We start from the raw sequence: 16,202 nt of genomic DNA, 5'->3' as shown, positions 1-16,202 counted from the left end.
TATGGAAGAACGTTATTATCATCTCCAAAATAGCAGAATAAAAAAGAAACGTAGAAGAAAACTTTTCTTCTTTCTTATTTTCGCATTTTTATTTGGTAGCGTAGGACTTTATGTATTAAATTCCTACACTTCTCTCATGGGGATGTACAGTGGATTTAACCGTGAAAAATCTAAATTACGAGCAGAAGATGTGGAAATCACAAAAAAACCTTTCACAATACTAATTATGGGTATTGAGGATTACGCAACAGATGGTCAAAACGGCCGAACAGATTCACTTATGTTCGCGACAGTTAATCCAAACTCAAAAAAGGTTTCACTTATGAGTATCCCTCGCGATTCTCGTGTTAAGATTGTTGGTAAAAATAAAGAAGACAAAATTAACGCTGCCCATGCTTATGGTGGAGAAAAAATGGCAATTGACACCGTCGAAGGATTTTTAAAAGTCCCTGTTGATCATTATATTAAAATTGATTTCCAAGGCTTTAAAGGTATCGTTGATGCTGTTGGAGGTATTACAGTTGATGTTCCTTTTGATTTCGAGGAGCGCTCCGATATAGATTATTACAAATTAATTCACTTTAAACAAGGTAAACAAGACTTAAACGGTGAAGAGGCACTCGCTTACGTCCGCATGCGAAAGCAAGATCCTAACGGTGACTATGGCCGAGCAGCGAGACAAAGGCAAGTACTGGCGGCTGTTGCCCAACAGCTAAATTCTGCTTCAACCGTATTTAAAATTAAAGATTTAACCGCGGTAGTTGGGAAATATATAAAAACCGATATTCCTATTTCTGACGGACTTGCTCTTTACAATAAAATCTCTGGATTCGACCCACAAACGATCCAAACATTAAAGCTTGAAGGAGAAGATAAAAAAATTGGTGGTATTTATTATTTCCTTCCAGACCCAATCAGTGTAGAGACAACTCGTAACGAGATATTAAAAGAAATAGGGGAAAAAGAACAAGCCCCAACAGAAACTACAAAAAATGAGAGTACAAATTCTGATTCTAACTCCATCGCAAAACAAAAGAAGGAACCGAGTGAGAACAAAACACCACCACCTCCTCCTTCTACAAATGCTCATGCAGAGTGGATTATGAGGAATCATGAATAAAAAAAGCCAAATCGTATACGATTTGGCTCTTTTTATTTCCCGCGATTGTTGTGGGCTAATACTAAATGAAGGATGCAACCTTCCATTTAGTAAAGTTTCACTTTATTTGTTGAAGTGTTGTAAAATCGCTTCTACAATACGCTCTGATGCACGACCGTCGCCGTAAGGATTAGATGCTTTCGTCATCTTATCATGAGCTTCTTTATCTGATAACAACTCATCAGCAAGACCAAAGATTGTTTCTTCATCTGTTCCTGCTAATTTCAGCGTACCTGCTTCGATACCTTCTGGGCGTTCCGTCGTGTCACGAAGGACAAGAACTGGCACACCTAGTGACGGTGCTTCTTCTTGTACACCACCAGAATCAGTTAACATTAAGTATGAACGAGCTGCAACGTTATGAAAATCGATTACATCTAGCGGCTCAATTAAATGAATGCGGCTATGCTCGCCTAAAATATCATTCGCTATTTCACGAACAACAGGATTCATATGAACAGGGTATACAACTTGTACATCTTCGTGTTTATCAACAAGACGCTTAATTGCACGGAACATATTGCGCATTGGTTCCCCTAAGTTTTCACGACGATGTGCTGTCATAAGTACAAGACGATCATTTCCAAGTTTTTCTAATACCGGATGGCTATAAGTTTCTTTTACAGTCGTCTTCAGTGCATCGATCGCTGTATTTCCTGTTACGAAAATGCGTGACTCATCTTTATTTTCTTTTTGTAAGTTCGTTGCTGATTTTGTTGTAGGTGAGAAATGAAGATCCGCCATTACACCTGTTAGTTGGCGATTCATCTCTTCTGGATATGGAGAATACTTATCCCATGTACGAAGTCCTGCTTCAACATGTCCTACTGGAATTTGATTATAGAAAGCAGCTAAGCTTGCAATAAATGTCGTCGTTGTATCACCATGCACAAGTACGATATCAGGCTTCGCTTCTTTCATTACTTTATCTAAACCTTCTAAACCACGTGTTGTAATATCAATTAACGTTTGACGATCTTTCATGATATTCAAATCGAAATCTGGCGTAATTCCAAAAATATTTAATACTTGATCTAACATTTGACGGTGTTGTGCTGTTACAGTCACAATCGATTCAATTTTTTCTGGGTGCTTTTGCAATTCTAATACAAGAGGTGCCATTTTAATTGCTTCTGGTCGTGTCCCGAAAATTGTCATTACTTTTAAACGTTCAGTCATTTCATTACCTCTTTTCTTTCACTAGTTACAACTTCTATTATCGCATATAAAAATATGCATGTGAAAATACACTTTTTAACGTACCTGAGAAACATTACTATGACAGACGCCTTTTCGCCCAACTGAGTAATAATCTAACCCCTGCTTCTCGGCATCCTCATTAGTATAACAATTTCTCCCATCAAATAGAATAGGTTCCCTCATAAGCTGTACATACTTCTCTAGCGGATAATTTCGAATTGATTCCCATTCTGTTACGATAAAAACTGCATTTGCCGCTCTAATCGATTCGTCTATACACTCAGCGTATCGTATAGCATTTCCAAATATACCTTTTACATTTTGAATAGCCTGCGGGTCATATACAACCACATCTGCACCTATATTAATTAATTCTTGTATTATAATAAGAGAGGGTGCTTCTCTAATATCGTCAGTATTCGGTTTGAATGCTGCACCAAGAACCGCAATCCGCTTCTTCTTCATATTTATCATTTTCTTCGCTTTTTCTATTAACAACAACTGTTGTTTATTATTCACTTCAATGACTGCTTTCAACAAGCGAAAATCATGAGAAACATTCCCTGCAATTTGCACAAGTGCTTTCGTATCTTTCGGAAAACAAGACCCTCCATATCCGATGCCTGCATTTAAAAAAGATGCACCAATTCTCTTATCCATCCCCATCCCTGTAGATACATCTAATATATCTGCACCCACCTGCTCACATATATTGGAAATCTCATTAATAAAACTAATCTTCGTAGCCAAAAAAGCATTAGATGCATATTTAATCATCTCAGCACTTCGAATATCCGTAATATACGTTTGTAAGCTTAATTTGCTGTACAAATTCTCTACTTTCCTTGCTGCTTCCTCACTACATGCTCCAATTACAATGCGATCACCATGAAACAAATCATAAATACCAGAACCTTCCCTGAAAAATTCTGGATTCGATACGATATGTAATTCGTGTCTACCTTGTAGTTTCTCCTCAATCCATTCCCTCATCGCATCATTTGTACCTACTGGAACCGTACTTTTCGTAACAACAATAATATCGTTATTCACATATGTTCCAATATCATCACAAGCACTACGAATATACGTTAAATCTGCTGTTCCATCTAATAAAGATGGTGTTCCAACTGCAATAAATATAAACTCTACATCATTAAATGCCGTTAGTCTGCTTGCTGTAAAAGTTAAATGACCGTTCTCATACTCTTCATTTATTAATTCATTTAATCCACATTCATAAATAGGTAACTCGCCTTGTTTGATCCGTTCAATTTTTTCACTATTTATATCAAAACATGTGACTGAATGCCCCAATTTCGCCAATCCTACTCCAGTAATCAATCCAACATATCCGGTACCTATTATCGTAATTTTCATTTTCATTTCGCACAGGAATATACATAAGAAAATATACGAATACATAGAATACCCCCTGTGCTTCTCCCTCTCGCATTAAAAATAAGAAAACTTTTTTCTTATTTGTTATATGAATTGTCTTTTTATTCATTTTTAAGATTTTGTAAAGTTAAATGATGCAATATATATAAAATGTAAATTCCCACATTTTAACACGGAACTTACTCATTTTTACGTGCAACACTTATAATAAAATACTTGTTATAGAAGAGGCAAATACACTGTCATATTTCAAGTCGCAATATGAACAACCTTCTCAGACGATCCAACATTCTATTTACAATTGTCATATATTCTATGCACTTCCATTTACAGCTAAAAGAAAAAAAGATTGAATTCTAATCTTTTTGTGATACCATATGTTATGAGCCTGTAAATAAACATCATAATTTTCAGATAAATACAATTAGAAAAATTACGTTAAACTATAAAAGGTGGGGTATTAATGGACTCACAAGTGATTTATGCCATTTTGGCATCTTTCATCACTGTACTCGTCGTTACTCCTTTAGTTATTAAATTAGCTTTCAAAATAGGAGCAACAGATAAACCAAACGCACGTAAAGTACACCAAAAAATTATGCCTCGTCTTGGCGGGTTAGCAATTTTCATCGGTGTAGCTGTAGGATTTGTTGTCGGTGGATTGTACGAACAAAGAATGCTATCGATAACTTTAGGTGCTATCATTATTGTTATCATCGGGATTTTAGATGATATGTACGAACTATCTGCGAAGGTAAAATTCGGTGGACAACTATTAGTTGCCATCATGATTGTAAAAAGTGGATTATTAGTGCAAGTATTATATATTCCAATTCTTGGAGATACTGAACTCGGATGGCTTGCTTATCCAATTACAGTATTTTGGATTGTCGGTATTACAAATGCCATCAACTTAATTGATGGATTAGATGGATTATCCGCAGGGATTTCATCTATCGTACTTGCAACGCTAGCATATATGGCCTTCACTAGCCCATGGGGTACTGGAGCAGCTATTATATTACCTCTAGCACTAATCACATTAGCAAGTACAATTGGATTTTTATTCTACAACTTCCATCCTGCAAAAATCTTCATGGGAGATACAGGAGCACTATTTTTAGGATACTGTATTTCTGTTATATCGTTACTTGGATTATACAAAAGCGTAACGTTATTCAGCTTTATCGTTCCAATTATTATTTTAGGTGTACCTATATTTGATACGACGTTTGCAATTATCCGCCGTATCGTAAATAAAAAGCCTATTTCAGCACCAGATAAGTCGCATTTACATCACCGTTTGCTTGCAATGGGATTCTCTCATCGTAAAACGGTACTAATTATTTACGCACTTGGTATTTTCTTTAGCGTAAATGCAATCATTTTCAGTAGTGCGACACTATGGTTATCCATTATTCTTCTTTTCGTTTTAATCTTCTTTACAGAAATTATTGCTGAAGTAATCGGTCTTGTACACGAACGTTACAAACCAATTATTTCCTTCTATAAAAAAGTGAAAAAACGCGAAGACTAATTGTAGTATAGCCTTTACTTTTATGAAATATTCAAATAGCATCCTCTTTTTCATAAGAGGATGCTATTTTTATTTTTTAATCCTTATTCCCCATTTCCAAAATATAGATTGTTTGAGAGTGCCTCTATTGGAGAAAGATATACGTATAACGAAAAAAGTATCAAATTTTCATTTTTACATCTTGATTGTCAAACTGAGGGTGAATGTTATGATCAAGCGATTACTTCAATGTATAATTTTATTTTTAACTATTACTATGTACGCATCATCTAATACAGAAGCAACTACAGACATTCAAGCAGAAGATCCACAAAGCACTCAAACTACCTCTCCTACAAAAAAAATTGCGTACTTAACATTTGATGACGGACCGAATAAATACACACCACAAATTTTAAATATTTTAAAAGAGAAGAACGGAAAAGCAACTTTCTTCGTTATTGGCGGAAAAGTGCCACATTATAAAAAAACGATGGAGCGATTGATTAAAGATGGACATTATATTGGTCTCCATAGTATGTCACATGATGTAAAACGTCTTTATACTGGCGATCCATCAATTTTAATTGAAGAAATGGAGCAAACCCAAAATATTGTCCGGCAAATTACACATCTAAATACACATCTCGTTCGTGTCCCATACGGTAGCATGCCTTACTTAAAAAAGAATTACCGCGACGCACTCGTATCTTCCCAGTATAAAATGTGGGATTGGACAATTGATACATATGACTGGAAAAGCTATGATAATCCTTCCGCAATACTAGAAAGAGTGCAAAATCAAAGCGATGAACAAATAGAGGTTATTTTAATGCATGATTCTAGTGTCACAGTGCAAATACTTCCAAAAGTAATTGATTATTTGCAATCACAAGGATATAAACTACTTCCCTACAATCCATCTTCCCATCTCGAAGTGAATTTTTGGAAAGACACAAGATTGTAACAGCTTTAGTGCTTATATACTAAAGCTGTTTTATTTTCCTCTTCCCACACTTCCCATTTTTGTGTAAAATTTTAAATAGTGATGAAGTTTCGAGGTGAATAGAAATGAAACGAATAGATCTCATTTTTAACGCAATACAAAAAGGGAATTATACAGAAGGTGTAACAGCATCAGAACTCGCTACACTTCTACAGTTAGACCGTGCAAATGTTAGTAGCGACTTAAACAAGCTCGTGAAAGATGATCGTTTATTAAAAACGAGTACACGTCCTGTCCGTTTTTATATAGAAACGAATACTTCATTGGAAACGCATTCAACAAAGGGTACTTCATTAGATACATTTGCAATTGAAAATACAAGCCTAAAAATTGCAATTGAAAAAGCAAAAGCTTCTATTCTCTACCCTCCAAACGGTATGCATACTTTACTACTTGGAGAAACAGGGGTCGGAAAATCGATGTTCGCTTCTTTAATGCACGAGTATGCAATTGAAGTGGAACAACTTCCAAAAGATGCGCCTTTTATCGTCTTTAACTGTGCTGATTATGCAAACAATCCACAACTACTACTTGGACAGTTATTTGGGATAAAAAAAGGAGCTTACACAGGTGCCAGTGATCAAAAAGGTTTAATTGAAAAAGCCCATGAAGGAATCCTTTTCTTAGATGAAGTACATCGTCTCCCTCCAGAAGGACAAGAAATGCTCTTCACATTTATTGATCGCGGAGTATATCGCCGCCTTGGAGAAACAGAAAATGAACGTAAGGCACAAGTATTAATTATTACTGCAACAACAGAAGAACCAAACTCATTTTTATTAAAAACATTTACAAGACGTATTCCAATGACCGTTACGCTTCCACCACTTCGTGAGCGAACGCATAAAGAACGCTTTGCTTTATTGCAACTATTCTTCACAAATGAAGCAATTCGTCTAAGGAAAGAGATTCATGTTAGTCCAAATGCAATGCGGGCTTTCGTCTTTTACAATTGTCCAAATAACATCGGCCAATTGAAAACGGATGTACAAATTGCCTGTGCGAAAGCTTATTCTGATTTCGTAACAAAAAAACGTGATTCTGTCGGTGTTTCAAGTACAGATTTACCTTGGTATATGAAAGAAGGACTGTTTATCGAAAGAAAGAGCCGTCACCTATACCAAATACCAAATGAAACATTTGTATTTACAGGTGATGAAGGCTGGAGCAAGCATAAAACAGAAGATGAAAAACGTTCTTCTATTTACGATTATATTGATTATAAATATGAAGAACTTCAAGCACGCGGCATTGAAGAGGACGAATTAGAATTACTAATAGAAAATGATATCCAAAGCTTTTTCGTTCAATATTTTAACCAAATGTCTAAAAAAACAGGTCATGAAAATGTTTTTAAAATTGTGGATCGTAATATCGTTTCCGTATGTGAAAAAATTGCAGAACTAGCTGAAAAACATTTATCTAAGACTTTTGATGAAAAAGTGTTTCTTGCTTTAAGTTTACATGTACAGACAACTCTACAACGATTACAGGGCGGGAAACAAATTCACCACCCACAATTAAATCAAATTCGTACGAAATATAAAGAAGCTTTTTCCGTAGCGATGCAATGTATTCAACTGTTAGAAGAAGAATTACAAATAACAATGCCTATTGATGAAGCAGGCTTCTTAACAATGTTCTTCGTTGTTGACCCAATTCCTGCCTCACAAACAGAAGTAAAAGTATTAATATTAGCGCATGGTAATGCCATCGCAACAGAAATGGCAAACGTCGCAAACGAACTTCTCGGTATTGATGAAGTAACTGGTATTGATATGCCCTTGCATGAATCACCGAAAGATTTCTTAGAGCGTGTTAAGGTATATATGAAAACACTTCAAAATGTAAACGGGCTTCTCTTACTTGTTGATATGGGATCTCTCGCTTATATTGGTGATATATTAGAAACTGAGTTCAAAATTCCTGTACGTGTTCTTTCCATGACGAGCACACCGCATGCACTAGAAGCAGCTCGAAAAGCTCAGCTTGGCTACTCATTAGATGCACTATATGAAACAGTGAAGAACTTAACACCGTTCTATTTAAATGTACAAGAGGAAAAGAAAAAGCCGCTGTCACCAATGAAATCTGTTATTTTAACAGCTTGTTTAACTGGTGAAGGAAGTGCTTTAGCAATTCAAAAAATGTTAGAGAACTATTTACGCTTTGATAAAGACTTAATTGAAATTATTCCGATTAGCATCGTTCACGAAAAAGATTTAACAAAAATGATCGAGAACATAAAAAAAGAGCGTAATATCATTTGTATCGTCACGAATTTCGATGTGCAAGTACCATGCTTAACATACCACTTCCAAGACATTGTGAACTACACAGCGATTCAGCCAATTCAAGAATTAATTACGTATGAAGAAACATATGCGAAAATGGCTGATATTCTTGAACAACAAATGCAGCGTAACGATGGCGCATTACTCATTAAAACAATTCGTTATGCATTAAATACAATTCAAGAATTAATTTCTTTACAGCTAACTCCTGACAGTTTAATGGGTGTGATTTTGCATATGAGCTGCATGGTTGACCGTCTTCAAAAAGGGGAAAGTCTCCTCCCTCATCCTGATAAAGAGAAACGAAGACAAGATGAGTACTGGATGTATATGAAAGTAAAAAAAGCATTGCAACCTATTGAAAATACATTTGAAATACAAATACCAGATGACGAAGTATTTTATGTAATGGACTTCTTCATCAAAAATCAACCTGTAGAAAATTGATCTAGGCGATATTTTAAATATATCGACTTACCGACAATACTTCATAAAAACGGCAACCAGTATAATTAAAAAAGGCTGTTCCAATTTTTTGGGACAGCCTTTTTTCTACTTCTTTACTTTCCTGATTCTCCCCCTTATTTCTCCCTTCTTATTGGACTTCGTATAAACATTTACATATACATTCGCCTGAATAATTTCTTGAAGTAAGCTGTCAAAAGCTCTCCCCTGTAAGGGCCCTTCAAAATCCTCCACATTAGCTACACCAGTAACGACTCCTTCATTTACACTAATACCTTGCTTTAGCGGACCAAACAAACTTAAAACAACTGGACCAATTTGATCTGCTTTCCCTAAATGAATTTGACATGATGTAACTTTTTCAACATTTTTCAATATGACTCGATATTGCAACTTCTTTAAATCCTCACTAAAAATAAACTCTGTTACACCATAAGCTTCTGTATTTACAGGAGGGATTTCCCTCTTCCCTGTTAACCTAGCAAAGAAATGTGTTGTCATACTGGCATTCTCCTCATATAAATTTCCCAGCACTACTTCTACTACTTTATGGTTTAGACATAATCATTTATGACTTTTTCAATTTTTAATTACAACTAAAAGATTCACAAAATCTTTACATAGAAATCATTTCATTCACTTTATTGCCTCTTGTATAATGCACTTAGAAAAACATTCTTGGAGGTCATTTTGAAAAATAACAACTACTCTTTTCGATTATTAATGGAGATTTTTCTCGTCTCATTTAAATTAGGACTCACTTCGTTTGGAGGCCCTGTCGCTCATCTTGGGTATTTCCATCATGAATACGTGCAAAAGAGAAAATGGATGGATGAACGAAGTTACGGAGACTTAGTAGCACTATGTCAATTCCTTCCTGGACCAGCCAGCAGTCAAGTCGGTATGGGGATTGGATTATTACGCGGGGGATTATTAGGAGCTATTATTTCATGGATTGGATTCACTTTACCGTCTGTGCTTGTTTTAGTTTTCTTCGCCTCATTCCTTAATCAGTTCGATCTTGGAAGTGCTGGCTGGATTCATGGACTAAAACTTGTAGCAGTCGCTATTGTCGCTCATGCAATATGGGGAATGGCGCAAAAATTAACGCCAGACCGAAATCGTGCGACGATTGCTATTGTAACTGCTGCAATCGCCTTACTATGGCCAAGTAGTTGGACACAAGTCATTCTCATTATAGTATCTGGCTTTATTGGTTGGTTTTTATATCGCGGCCAACCAGTTAACCAAGCTCACAAAATAAACGTCCCTATTTCAAAAATGGTAGCAATTTCTTGTCTCATCTTATTCTTCGGACTATTAATACTGCTACCAATGTTACGAACGTACTCTTATTTTATATCTTTATTTGACAGCTTCTATCACTCTGGTGCACTTGTATTTGGCGGAGGACACGTCGTACTTCCTCTTCTTGAAAGTGAGTTTGTCCAAAACGGGATGATGACAAAAGAACAATTTCTGGCTGGATACGGATTAACACAAGCAGTACCAGGACCACTCTTTACATTTGCCTCTTATATAGGAGCAGCGCTAAATGGAACCGCCGGAGCAGTTGTTGCCACAATCGCGATCTTTCTTCCTGCCTTCCTGCTCGTTATTGGCGTCTTACCATTTTGGGACAGTGTAAGGAGAGTATCCTACATACAAGGCGCACTACTTGGAGTGAATGCAGCCGTTGTCGGTATTTTACTAGCAGCTTTTTATGATCCAATTTGGACGAGTACAATTATGAATTCTGTAGATTTCATTTTTGCTTCTCTTCTATTTTGCTTACTCGCTTTTTGGAAAACACCGCCTTGGGTTATCGTTATACTTGGAGCCTTTGGCGGATATGTTCTATCCATTTTATAAAGTGAAACTTTAATCAGCCCTCACCAATCGGGCTGTCCAGCAAATAGCGGGATAAATAGAAAAAACGACGGCATTATGTAGCCGTCGTTTTTCTATTAAAACTTCACAAGCTCTATTCCTTTAGGTAACTCGCTCTCTGTTAAAATACGCAACTCTTTCACGCGATCCATTACGTAAGAAGAACGCTTCACAAGCTCTGGATCAATATAAGCTGGATGCACCATAATTTCTACCGTTTGCTCACCTTGTACTCTTTCTTTTAACTTCACGAAGTAATCTTCCTTCACACCATCCGCGTAAAAGTCACTGTAAAACACGTCAGAAAATGGGCGTACTGCTCGATCTTCCTCACAACGACGAATTGGAACATTATATTTAGCCGCTAATCTCTCAAGAACATCGTGCAAGATTGGCAATCCGTGTACGTGATGATGGCTATCTAAATGAGTTGGTGTTAATCCGTAAGATAAGAATTTCTCAATTTGAGCAGTCCATTCTCTCTCAACTTCTTCTGGACTTACCTTCCCTTCCCATACGACGCTTTGTTTATGAAACGATCCATCGTTACTTACAAGTGATGGTACGTCTCCAAGAAGCGGTTTCCCTGCCGTTAATACGAGATGTACTCCTACCCCTAACGTTTTATACTCTTTCGCTAAGCGTACTGCATGTTCTGTCCCTGGCATATTCATCATCATCGTCGTTGAATTTACAAGCCCATTTTTATGTCCATCAATAATTCCGTAATTTGTACCTTCTGTAAGACCAAAATCATCTGCATTTACAATTAGCTTAATCATCGTAATACCCCCTACTAGAATTAAAAAAAGCGGGCTAAATAGCGCCGCTTTTTATTTCTCTATCTTTTTAAAGAATTGTGGAAGATGCTCTTTATGTGCTTCCAACATTTCATCTAAAATTTGTTTTGCAACTTTATCTGATGGTACAAGTGGATTAATTGTCATAGCAAGCAGCGCCTCATGATAATCTCCTGTAACAGCAGCTTCAATTGTTGTGCGCTCAAATGATTTAATTTGCTGTACTAAACCGCGAACTGGTACTGGAAGATCTCCAACTGCAATTGGTTTTGGACCTTCTTTCGTAATAATGCAGTTCACTTCAACAGCAGAATCATGTGGTAAGCTTGCAATTGTTCCGTTGTTTCGTGTATTAACAGGCTGGATATCACCTTTATTATTATAAATAGACGTAATTAAGCTACATGCTGCGTCACTATAATAAGCTCCGCCACGTTTTTCTAATTGTGGTGGCTTAATATCTAAATTCGGGTCTTTATATAACTCGAATAAATCATCCTCTAATTGTTTTACTACTTCTGCACGTGTACCTTTTTCAATTGAAGCTTCTTTCTCTTCTTCTAACATTTCACGTGTTTTATAGTAGTAACGATGGTATGGACATGGAATTGCACGCAGGCCGCGAATAAAGTCTGGCTCCCAGTTAAGCGCAGCGATATTTTCCATTGTGATTTGCTTTTCTGGATCTGTTACAAGCTCTAACACACGATCCATTACACTTACTCCATCTAAGTATACATCTAATCCGTATACCATATGATTTAAACCTGCGAAATCTACATGTACCCGGCTTGCATCTACTTCGAGTAATCTCGCAAGACCCATACGAATTCCGATTGGAACGTTACACAGACCAACTACTCTTTGAATGTTTGTATAACGAAGGACAGCTTCTGTTACCATACCAGCCGGATTTGCGAAGTTAATAAGCCATGCGTTTGGACAAAGTTCCTCCATGTCCTTACAAATATCTAAAATAACAGGAATTGTTCTCAGCGCTTTAAATAAACCACCAGGACCATTCGTTTCCTGACCGATTACATCATATTTTAACGGGATCGCTTCATCTTTTGCACGTGCCTCTAATAAACCAACGCGAAGCTGTGTTGTTACGAAGTCAGCACCCTTTAATGCCTCACGACGATCAAGTGTTAAATGAATATTAATTGGTAAACCTGATTTTTTCACCATACGTTTCGCTAAGTTACCAACGATTTCTAACTTTTCTTTTCCTGCCTCAATATCTACTAACCAAATTTCACGAACAGGAAGCTCATCATAACGTTTAATAAATCCTTCAATTAACTCTGGTGTATAACTAGATCCACCGCCGATTGTAGCAATTTTAATTCCAGTCATGCTTTATTCCCCTTTCGCTTCTAGCTTTTTATAAAGGTCAATAAATTCTGCTGCTAATTCTTTTACTGTAATCGCATTCATTAAATGATCTTGTGCATGAATTAAAAGAACACTAATCTCTGTTTTTTCTCCTCTTGCTTCTGATTGTATGAGCTCTGTTTGGAAATGATGCGCTTCATTAATCGCTTCTTTCGCCTTTGCCATCGCTTCGTCTGCTTCTGCCATTTTCCCCTGTTTGGCAAATTGAAGTGCCTCCATTGCAAAGCTTCGTGCATTACCACTATTTAAAATCAATTGGAATGGAATTTGTTCTGCTGTAGTCATCATAATTACCGCCCTCTCTATTATGGTTCAACTGATTTAAATACCCCTTCAGTTTGAACATGTCTATTAAATTATTATTTTATTAATGATAGTTTGGTGTTCTTGTAGATGGGTCTCATCTTTCTGAACATGATATAAAGGTAATTGTTCTCACAGACAATACTGTCTGTGAGAACAATCTCTATGTTACATAGGTACAGAGTTGTTATTTCCTTGCGCTGCTGCTTTTTCAGTACGAACAACTGAACGGTCACATAACACAACGAATGGATAATAGATTACCATTGCAATTATAAAGTTGAATAACTGTAGAATCGCACCAGAAATATGTCCACCTGTTACAAGATAACCACTAATAATTGGTGGTGTTGCCCATGGAATCATCACAACTGTTTTTGGTACCCATCCAATAGATATAGCTGTATAAGAAGTAATTACTAATACAATTGGTGTTATGATAAACGGTAAGAATAAAATTGGATTTAAAATAATTGGTGTACCAAATATTACTGGTTCGTTAATATTGAATGCACCTGGTCCAATTGATAAGCGAGATACACCGCGCAATTGTGCACTTTTTGCTACAAGTAATACCACTACTAAGAAAGCTAATGTTGCACCAGAACCACCAAGATATACGAAAGTATCAAAGAATGGTTTTGTAACAATGTTTGGAACATCAAATGCAGATGTGCCACCTTTGAATAAATTAATATTTTTCTCTAGTGCCGGTAAGTATAATGGCTCAATAATACCACCAACGATATTTGGACCATGTAAACCGAAGAACCAAAGAAGATGAACAAGGAATACAATGACAATTGCACTTGGTAATGTCCCTGCTAAACTTTGCAGTGGTGATTGAATCGTATTAAAGATAAATTCATGAACACTTGTACCAGCTAATTTCACTGCTAATTGAATACCTGCAACTGCTGTTAAGATAACAAATGCAGGAACTAAAGCTGCGAAAGATCTTAAAACTGCCGGTGGTACTCCATCAGGCATTTTAAATGTAATTTCTCTTTGTACAAAGAAACGGAATACTTCAGTAACAAGGAGTGCCACAATAATTGCTACGAATAACCCTTGTGCACCTGTCCAAGCTAAATCCAATCCGCCTTCTTTCGGTGTTGTTGGCGTAAGAATAATTAACGCACCAAATGAAATAATACCTGCTGACAAACCATCAACGCCGTAAGATTTTGCTAAGTTATAACTTGTTGTAAATGCTATGATTAGTGCTAGAATCGCGAAAGAACCAGTCCACATTCCACCGCCAACTTGTTTCCACGTTTCACCAAACAAACCTTTCATGAAATCTTGGAAAGCCTCAGATGGAAAACCATTAATTAGTGATGCCAGTGCACCAACTAAAATAAGTGGCATAACTGCAATAAATCCATCACGGATCGCAGCTAAGTGACGTTGCGATCCAATTTTACCAGCGACAGGAACAATATACTTCTCCATAAATGCAATAAACTTTTGCATTTCGCTTCCCCCCTAATTATTTTTTAAGTTTTAATGCGTGATCTAAAACTGCTTCTCCATTCATCATGCCGTAGTGCATTGGATTGATAACGTCGATTCCAACGTTTCTCTCATCAGCAAGCGCTTTCATTGAAGAAAGCATGTAACGAACTTGTGGTCCTAGTAATAAAACATCTGCTTGATCGATATTTGTTTTTACTGCATCCCCAGATACAGCCCAAATCTTTCCTTCTAGACCGCGAGCTTTTGCGGCCGCTTCCATTTTTGTAACTAGTAAACTTGTAGACATCCCTGCTGAACAACATAATAAGATATTCATTTATAAATCCCCCTTGTGTGGTATAAAAAATTTATTTTTTTTATTTTTCTTTACGCTTTTATTAATGCAATTACCGTGCCAACTTTTTAAAACGCCTAAAATCAGCGTTTTTTCGAGCAATTTATTTGTGTGTTACCGCTTTCAATTAGTGTGTCACCCGAAAAACACACAGTGTGTTATAAAACAACACGCTTTTAACACATAACTGTATGAAAATAGATTAGTGTTTAGTTGTCTAGTTGGGTTTAAAACAAAAAAACACTAAATTTTTTTAAAACGTGAAAATATAATAGCGAAAAATATAATATTTCGAATTAAATCAAAAACAAATACCTATTCAAGACACTCGTCTAGCTATTGTCCAGTCAAACTCTATTGAATTACATAAAATAGAATAAAATAAAGTATTTTGAAAGGGGATTCCAATGCCAAAGCATAGAAAAAAGAATAGAATGAAGATTTATAGAATACAGTTTCAAAATAAATGGTATAAAAAAGAAGAGGGTTCTGAATTAAATTCAGACACGTATAAACTAGACAAACAGGACACTGAAGATACGCACGACAACCAAGACAAACAGGACAAACAAGACAAGCAAGATAAACAAGACAAACAAGACAAGCAAGATAAACAAGACAAGCAAGATAAACAAGACAAGCAAGATAAACAAGACAAGCAAGATAAACAAGACAAGCAGGACAAACAAGACAAGCAAGATAAACAAGACAAGCAGGACAAACAAGACAAGCAAGACAAACAAGACAAACAAGACAAGCAAGACAAACAAGACAAGCAAGACAAACAAGACAAGCAAGATAAACAAGACAAGCAGGACAAACAAGACAAACAGGACAAACAAGACAAGCAGGACAAACAAGGTAAACCAGACAAACAAGATAAACCAGGTAAACCAGGTAAACCAGGCAAACAAGATAAACAGGACAAACAAGATAAACAGGACAAACAAGATAAAC

13 protein-coding genes and 1 pseudogene are annotated in these 16,202 nt (G+C 36.4%); 6 read left to right on the top strand and 8 right to left on the bottom strand.

From position 1 onward, the window contains the following. Position 1 precedes the first annotated feature (1 nt). Positions 2–1,120 (top strand): LCP family protein, encoded by a 1,119-nt coding sequence (locus JDS80_RS16930; RefSeq protein ID WP_000392810.1) that lies wholly within the window; start codon positions 2–4, stop codon positions 1,118–1,120. Between the two features lie 102 nt (positions 1,121–1,222). Here JDS80_RS16930 and wecB read toward each other — a convergent pair whose 3' ends face one another. Beyond that, entirely contained in the window at positions 1,223–2,338 is a 1,116-nt protein-coding gene (wecB, locus tag JDS80_RS16925) for a non-hydrolyzing UDP-N-acetylglucosamine 2-epimerase (RefSeq protein WP_000140120.1), read from the bottom strand. Between the two features lie 75 nt (positions 2,339–2,413). Then, on the bottom strand, positions 2,414–3,784 hold the full coding sequence (locus JDS80_RS16920) for a UDP-glucose dehydrogenase family protein (RefSeq protein ID WP_199639349.1): 1,371 nt from the start codon (positions 3,782–3,784) through the stop codon (positions 2,414–2,416). 439 nt (positions 3,785–4,223) lie between these two features. On the opposite strand from JDS80_RS16920, the gene JDS80_RS16915 reads away from it, so the two are divergent. The 3 genes from JDS80_RS16915 to JDS80_RS16905 all read left to right on the top strand — a co-directional run bounded on the left by JDS80_RS16915 (position 4,224) and on the right by JDS80_RS16905 (position 9,023). Next, the gene (locus tag JDS80_RS16915) at positions 4,224–5,297 is read left to right on the top strand and encodes a glycosyltransferase family 4 protein (protein ID WP_000378308.1); all 1,074 of its coding nucleotides are present in this window, start codon (positions 4,224–4,226) and stop codon (positions 5,295–5,297) included. 208 nt (positions 5,298–5,505) lie between these two features. After that, complete coding sequence (locus JDS80_RS16910; RefSeq protein WP_199639347.1) at positions 5,506–6,243, top strand: polysaccharide deacetylase family protein; 738 nt, start codon at positions 5,506–5,508, stop codon at positions 6,241–6,243. A gap of 104 nt (positions 6,244–6,347) precedes the next feature. After that, positions 6,348–9,023, top strand: a complete 2,676-nt coding sequence (locus tag JDS80_RS16905) for a sigma-54-dependent transcriptional regulator (RefSeq protein ID WP_199639345.1) — start codon at positions 6,348–6,350, stop codon at positions 9,021–9,023. Between the two features lie 105 nt (positions 9,024–9,128). Here JDS80_RS16905 and exsM read toward each other — a convergent pair whose 3' ends face one another. Then, positions 9,129–9,542 carry an exosporium regulatory protein ExsM gene (gene exsM / locus JDS80_RS16900; protein ID WP_098319242.1) on the bottom strand — a complete coding sequence of 138 codons (414 nt, stop codon included), beginning with the start codon at positions 9,540–9,542 and terminating at the stop codon, positions 9,129–9,131. Between the two features lie 189 nt (positions 9,543–9,731). Here exsM and JDS80_RS16895 point away from each other — a divergent pair, with 189 nt between their 5' ends. Further along, positions 9,732–10,913: a chromate transporter gene (locus tag JDS80_RS16895; RefSeq protein WP_199639343.1), complete on the top strand. Its 1,182-nt coding sequence runs from the start codon at positions 9,732–9,734 to the stop codon at positions 10,911–10,913. A 95-nt stretch (positions 10,914–11,008) separates the two neighbouring features. Here the strand turns inward: JDS80_RS16895 and chbG are convergent, their stop codons facing one another. From chbG to JDS80_RS16870, 5 genes are all read right to left on the bottom strand, one after another. After that, positions 11,009–11,713, bottom strand: a complete 705-nt coding sequence (gene chbG, locus JDS80_RS16890) for a chitin disaccharide deacetylase (RefSeq protein WP_071747992.1) — start codon at positions 11,711–11,713, stop codon at positions 11,009–11,011. Positions 11,714–11,764: 51 nt separating this feature from the next. Next, the gene (gene celF, locus JDS80_RS16885) at positions 11,765–13,090 is read right to left on the bottom strand and encodes a 6-phospho-beta-glucosidase (RefSeq protein ID WP_199639341.1); all 1,326 of its coding nucleotides are present in this window, start codon (positions 13,088–13,090) and stop codon (positions 11,765–11,767) included. A gap of 3 nt (positions 13,091–13,093) precedes the next feature. Further along, complete coding sequence (locus JDS80_RS16880; protein ID WP_000989047.1) at positions 13,094–13,417, bottom strand: PTS lactose/cellobiose transporter subunit IIA; 324 nt, start codon at positions 13,415–13,417, stop codon at positions 13,094–13,096. Positions 13,418–13,600: 183 nt separating this feature from the next. Beyond that, positions 13,601–14,908: a PTS cellobiose transporter subunit IIC gene (gene celB, locus JDS80_RS16875; RefSeq protein WP_071747990.1), complete on the bottom strand. Its 1,308-nt coding sequence runs from the start codon at positions 14,906–14,908 to the stop codon at positions 13,601–13,603. 16 nt (positions 14,909–14,924) lie between these two features. After that, positions 14,925–15,227, bottom strand: coding sequence for a PTS sugar transporter subunit IIB (locus tag JDS80_RS16870; RefSeq protein ID WP_071747989.1), 303 nt, complete (start codon positions 15,225–15,227; stop codon positions 14,925–14,927). 425 nt (positions 15,228–15,652) lie between these two features. Between JDS80_RS16870 and JDS80_RS16865 the strand changes: the two are divergent. Next, a pseudogene (locus JDS80_RS16865) lies at positions 15,653–16,202 on the top strand (polyamine aminopropyltransferase); the annotation flags it as partial.

Origin of the sequence: Bacillus cereus group sp. N8 (assembly GCF_016483685.1) — a bacterium.
GTDB classification, from domain to species: Bacteria; Bacillota; Bacilli; order Bacillales; family Bacillaceae_G; genus Bacillus_A; species Bacillus_A proteolyticus.
This window is presented reverse-complemented; position numbering and strand designations above follow the sequence as displayed.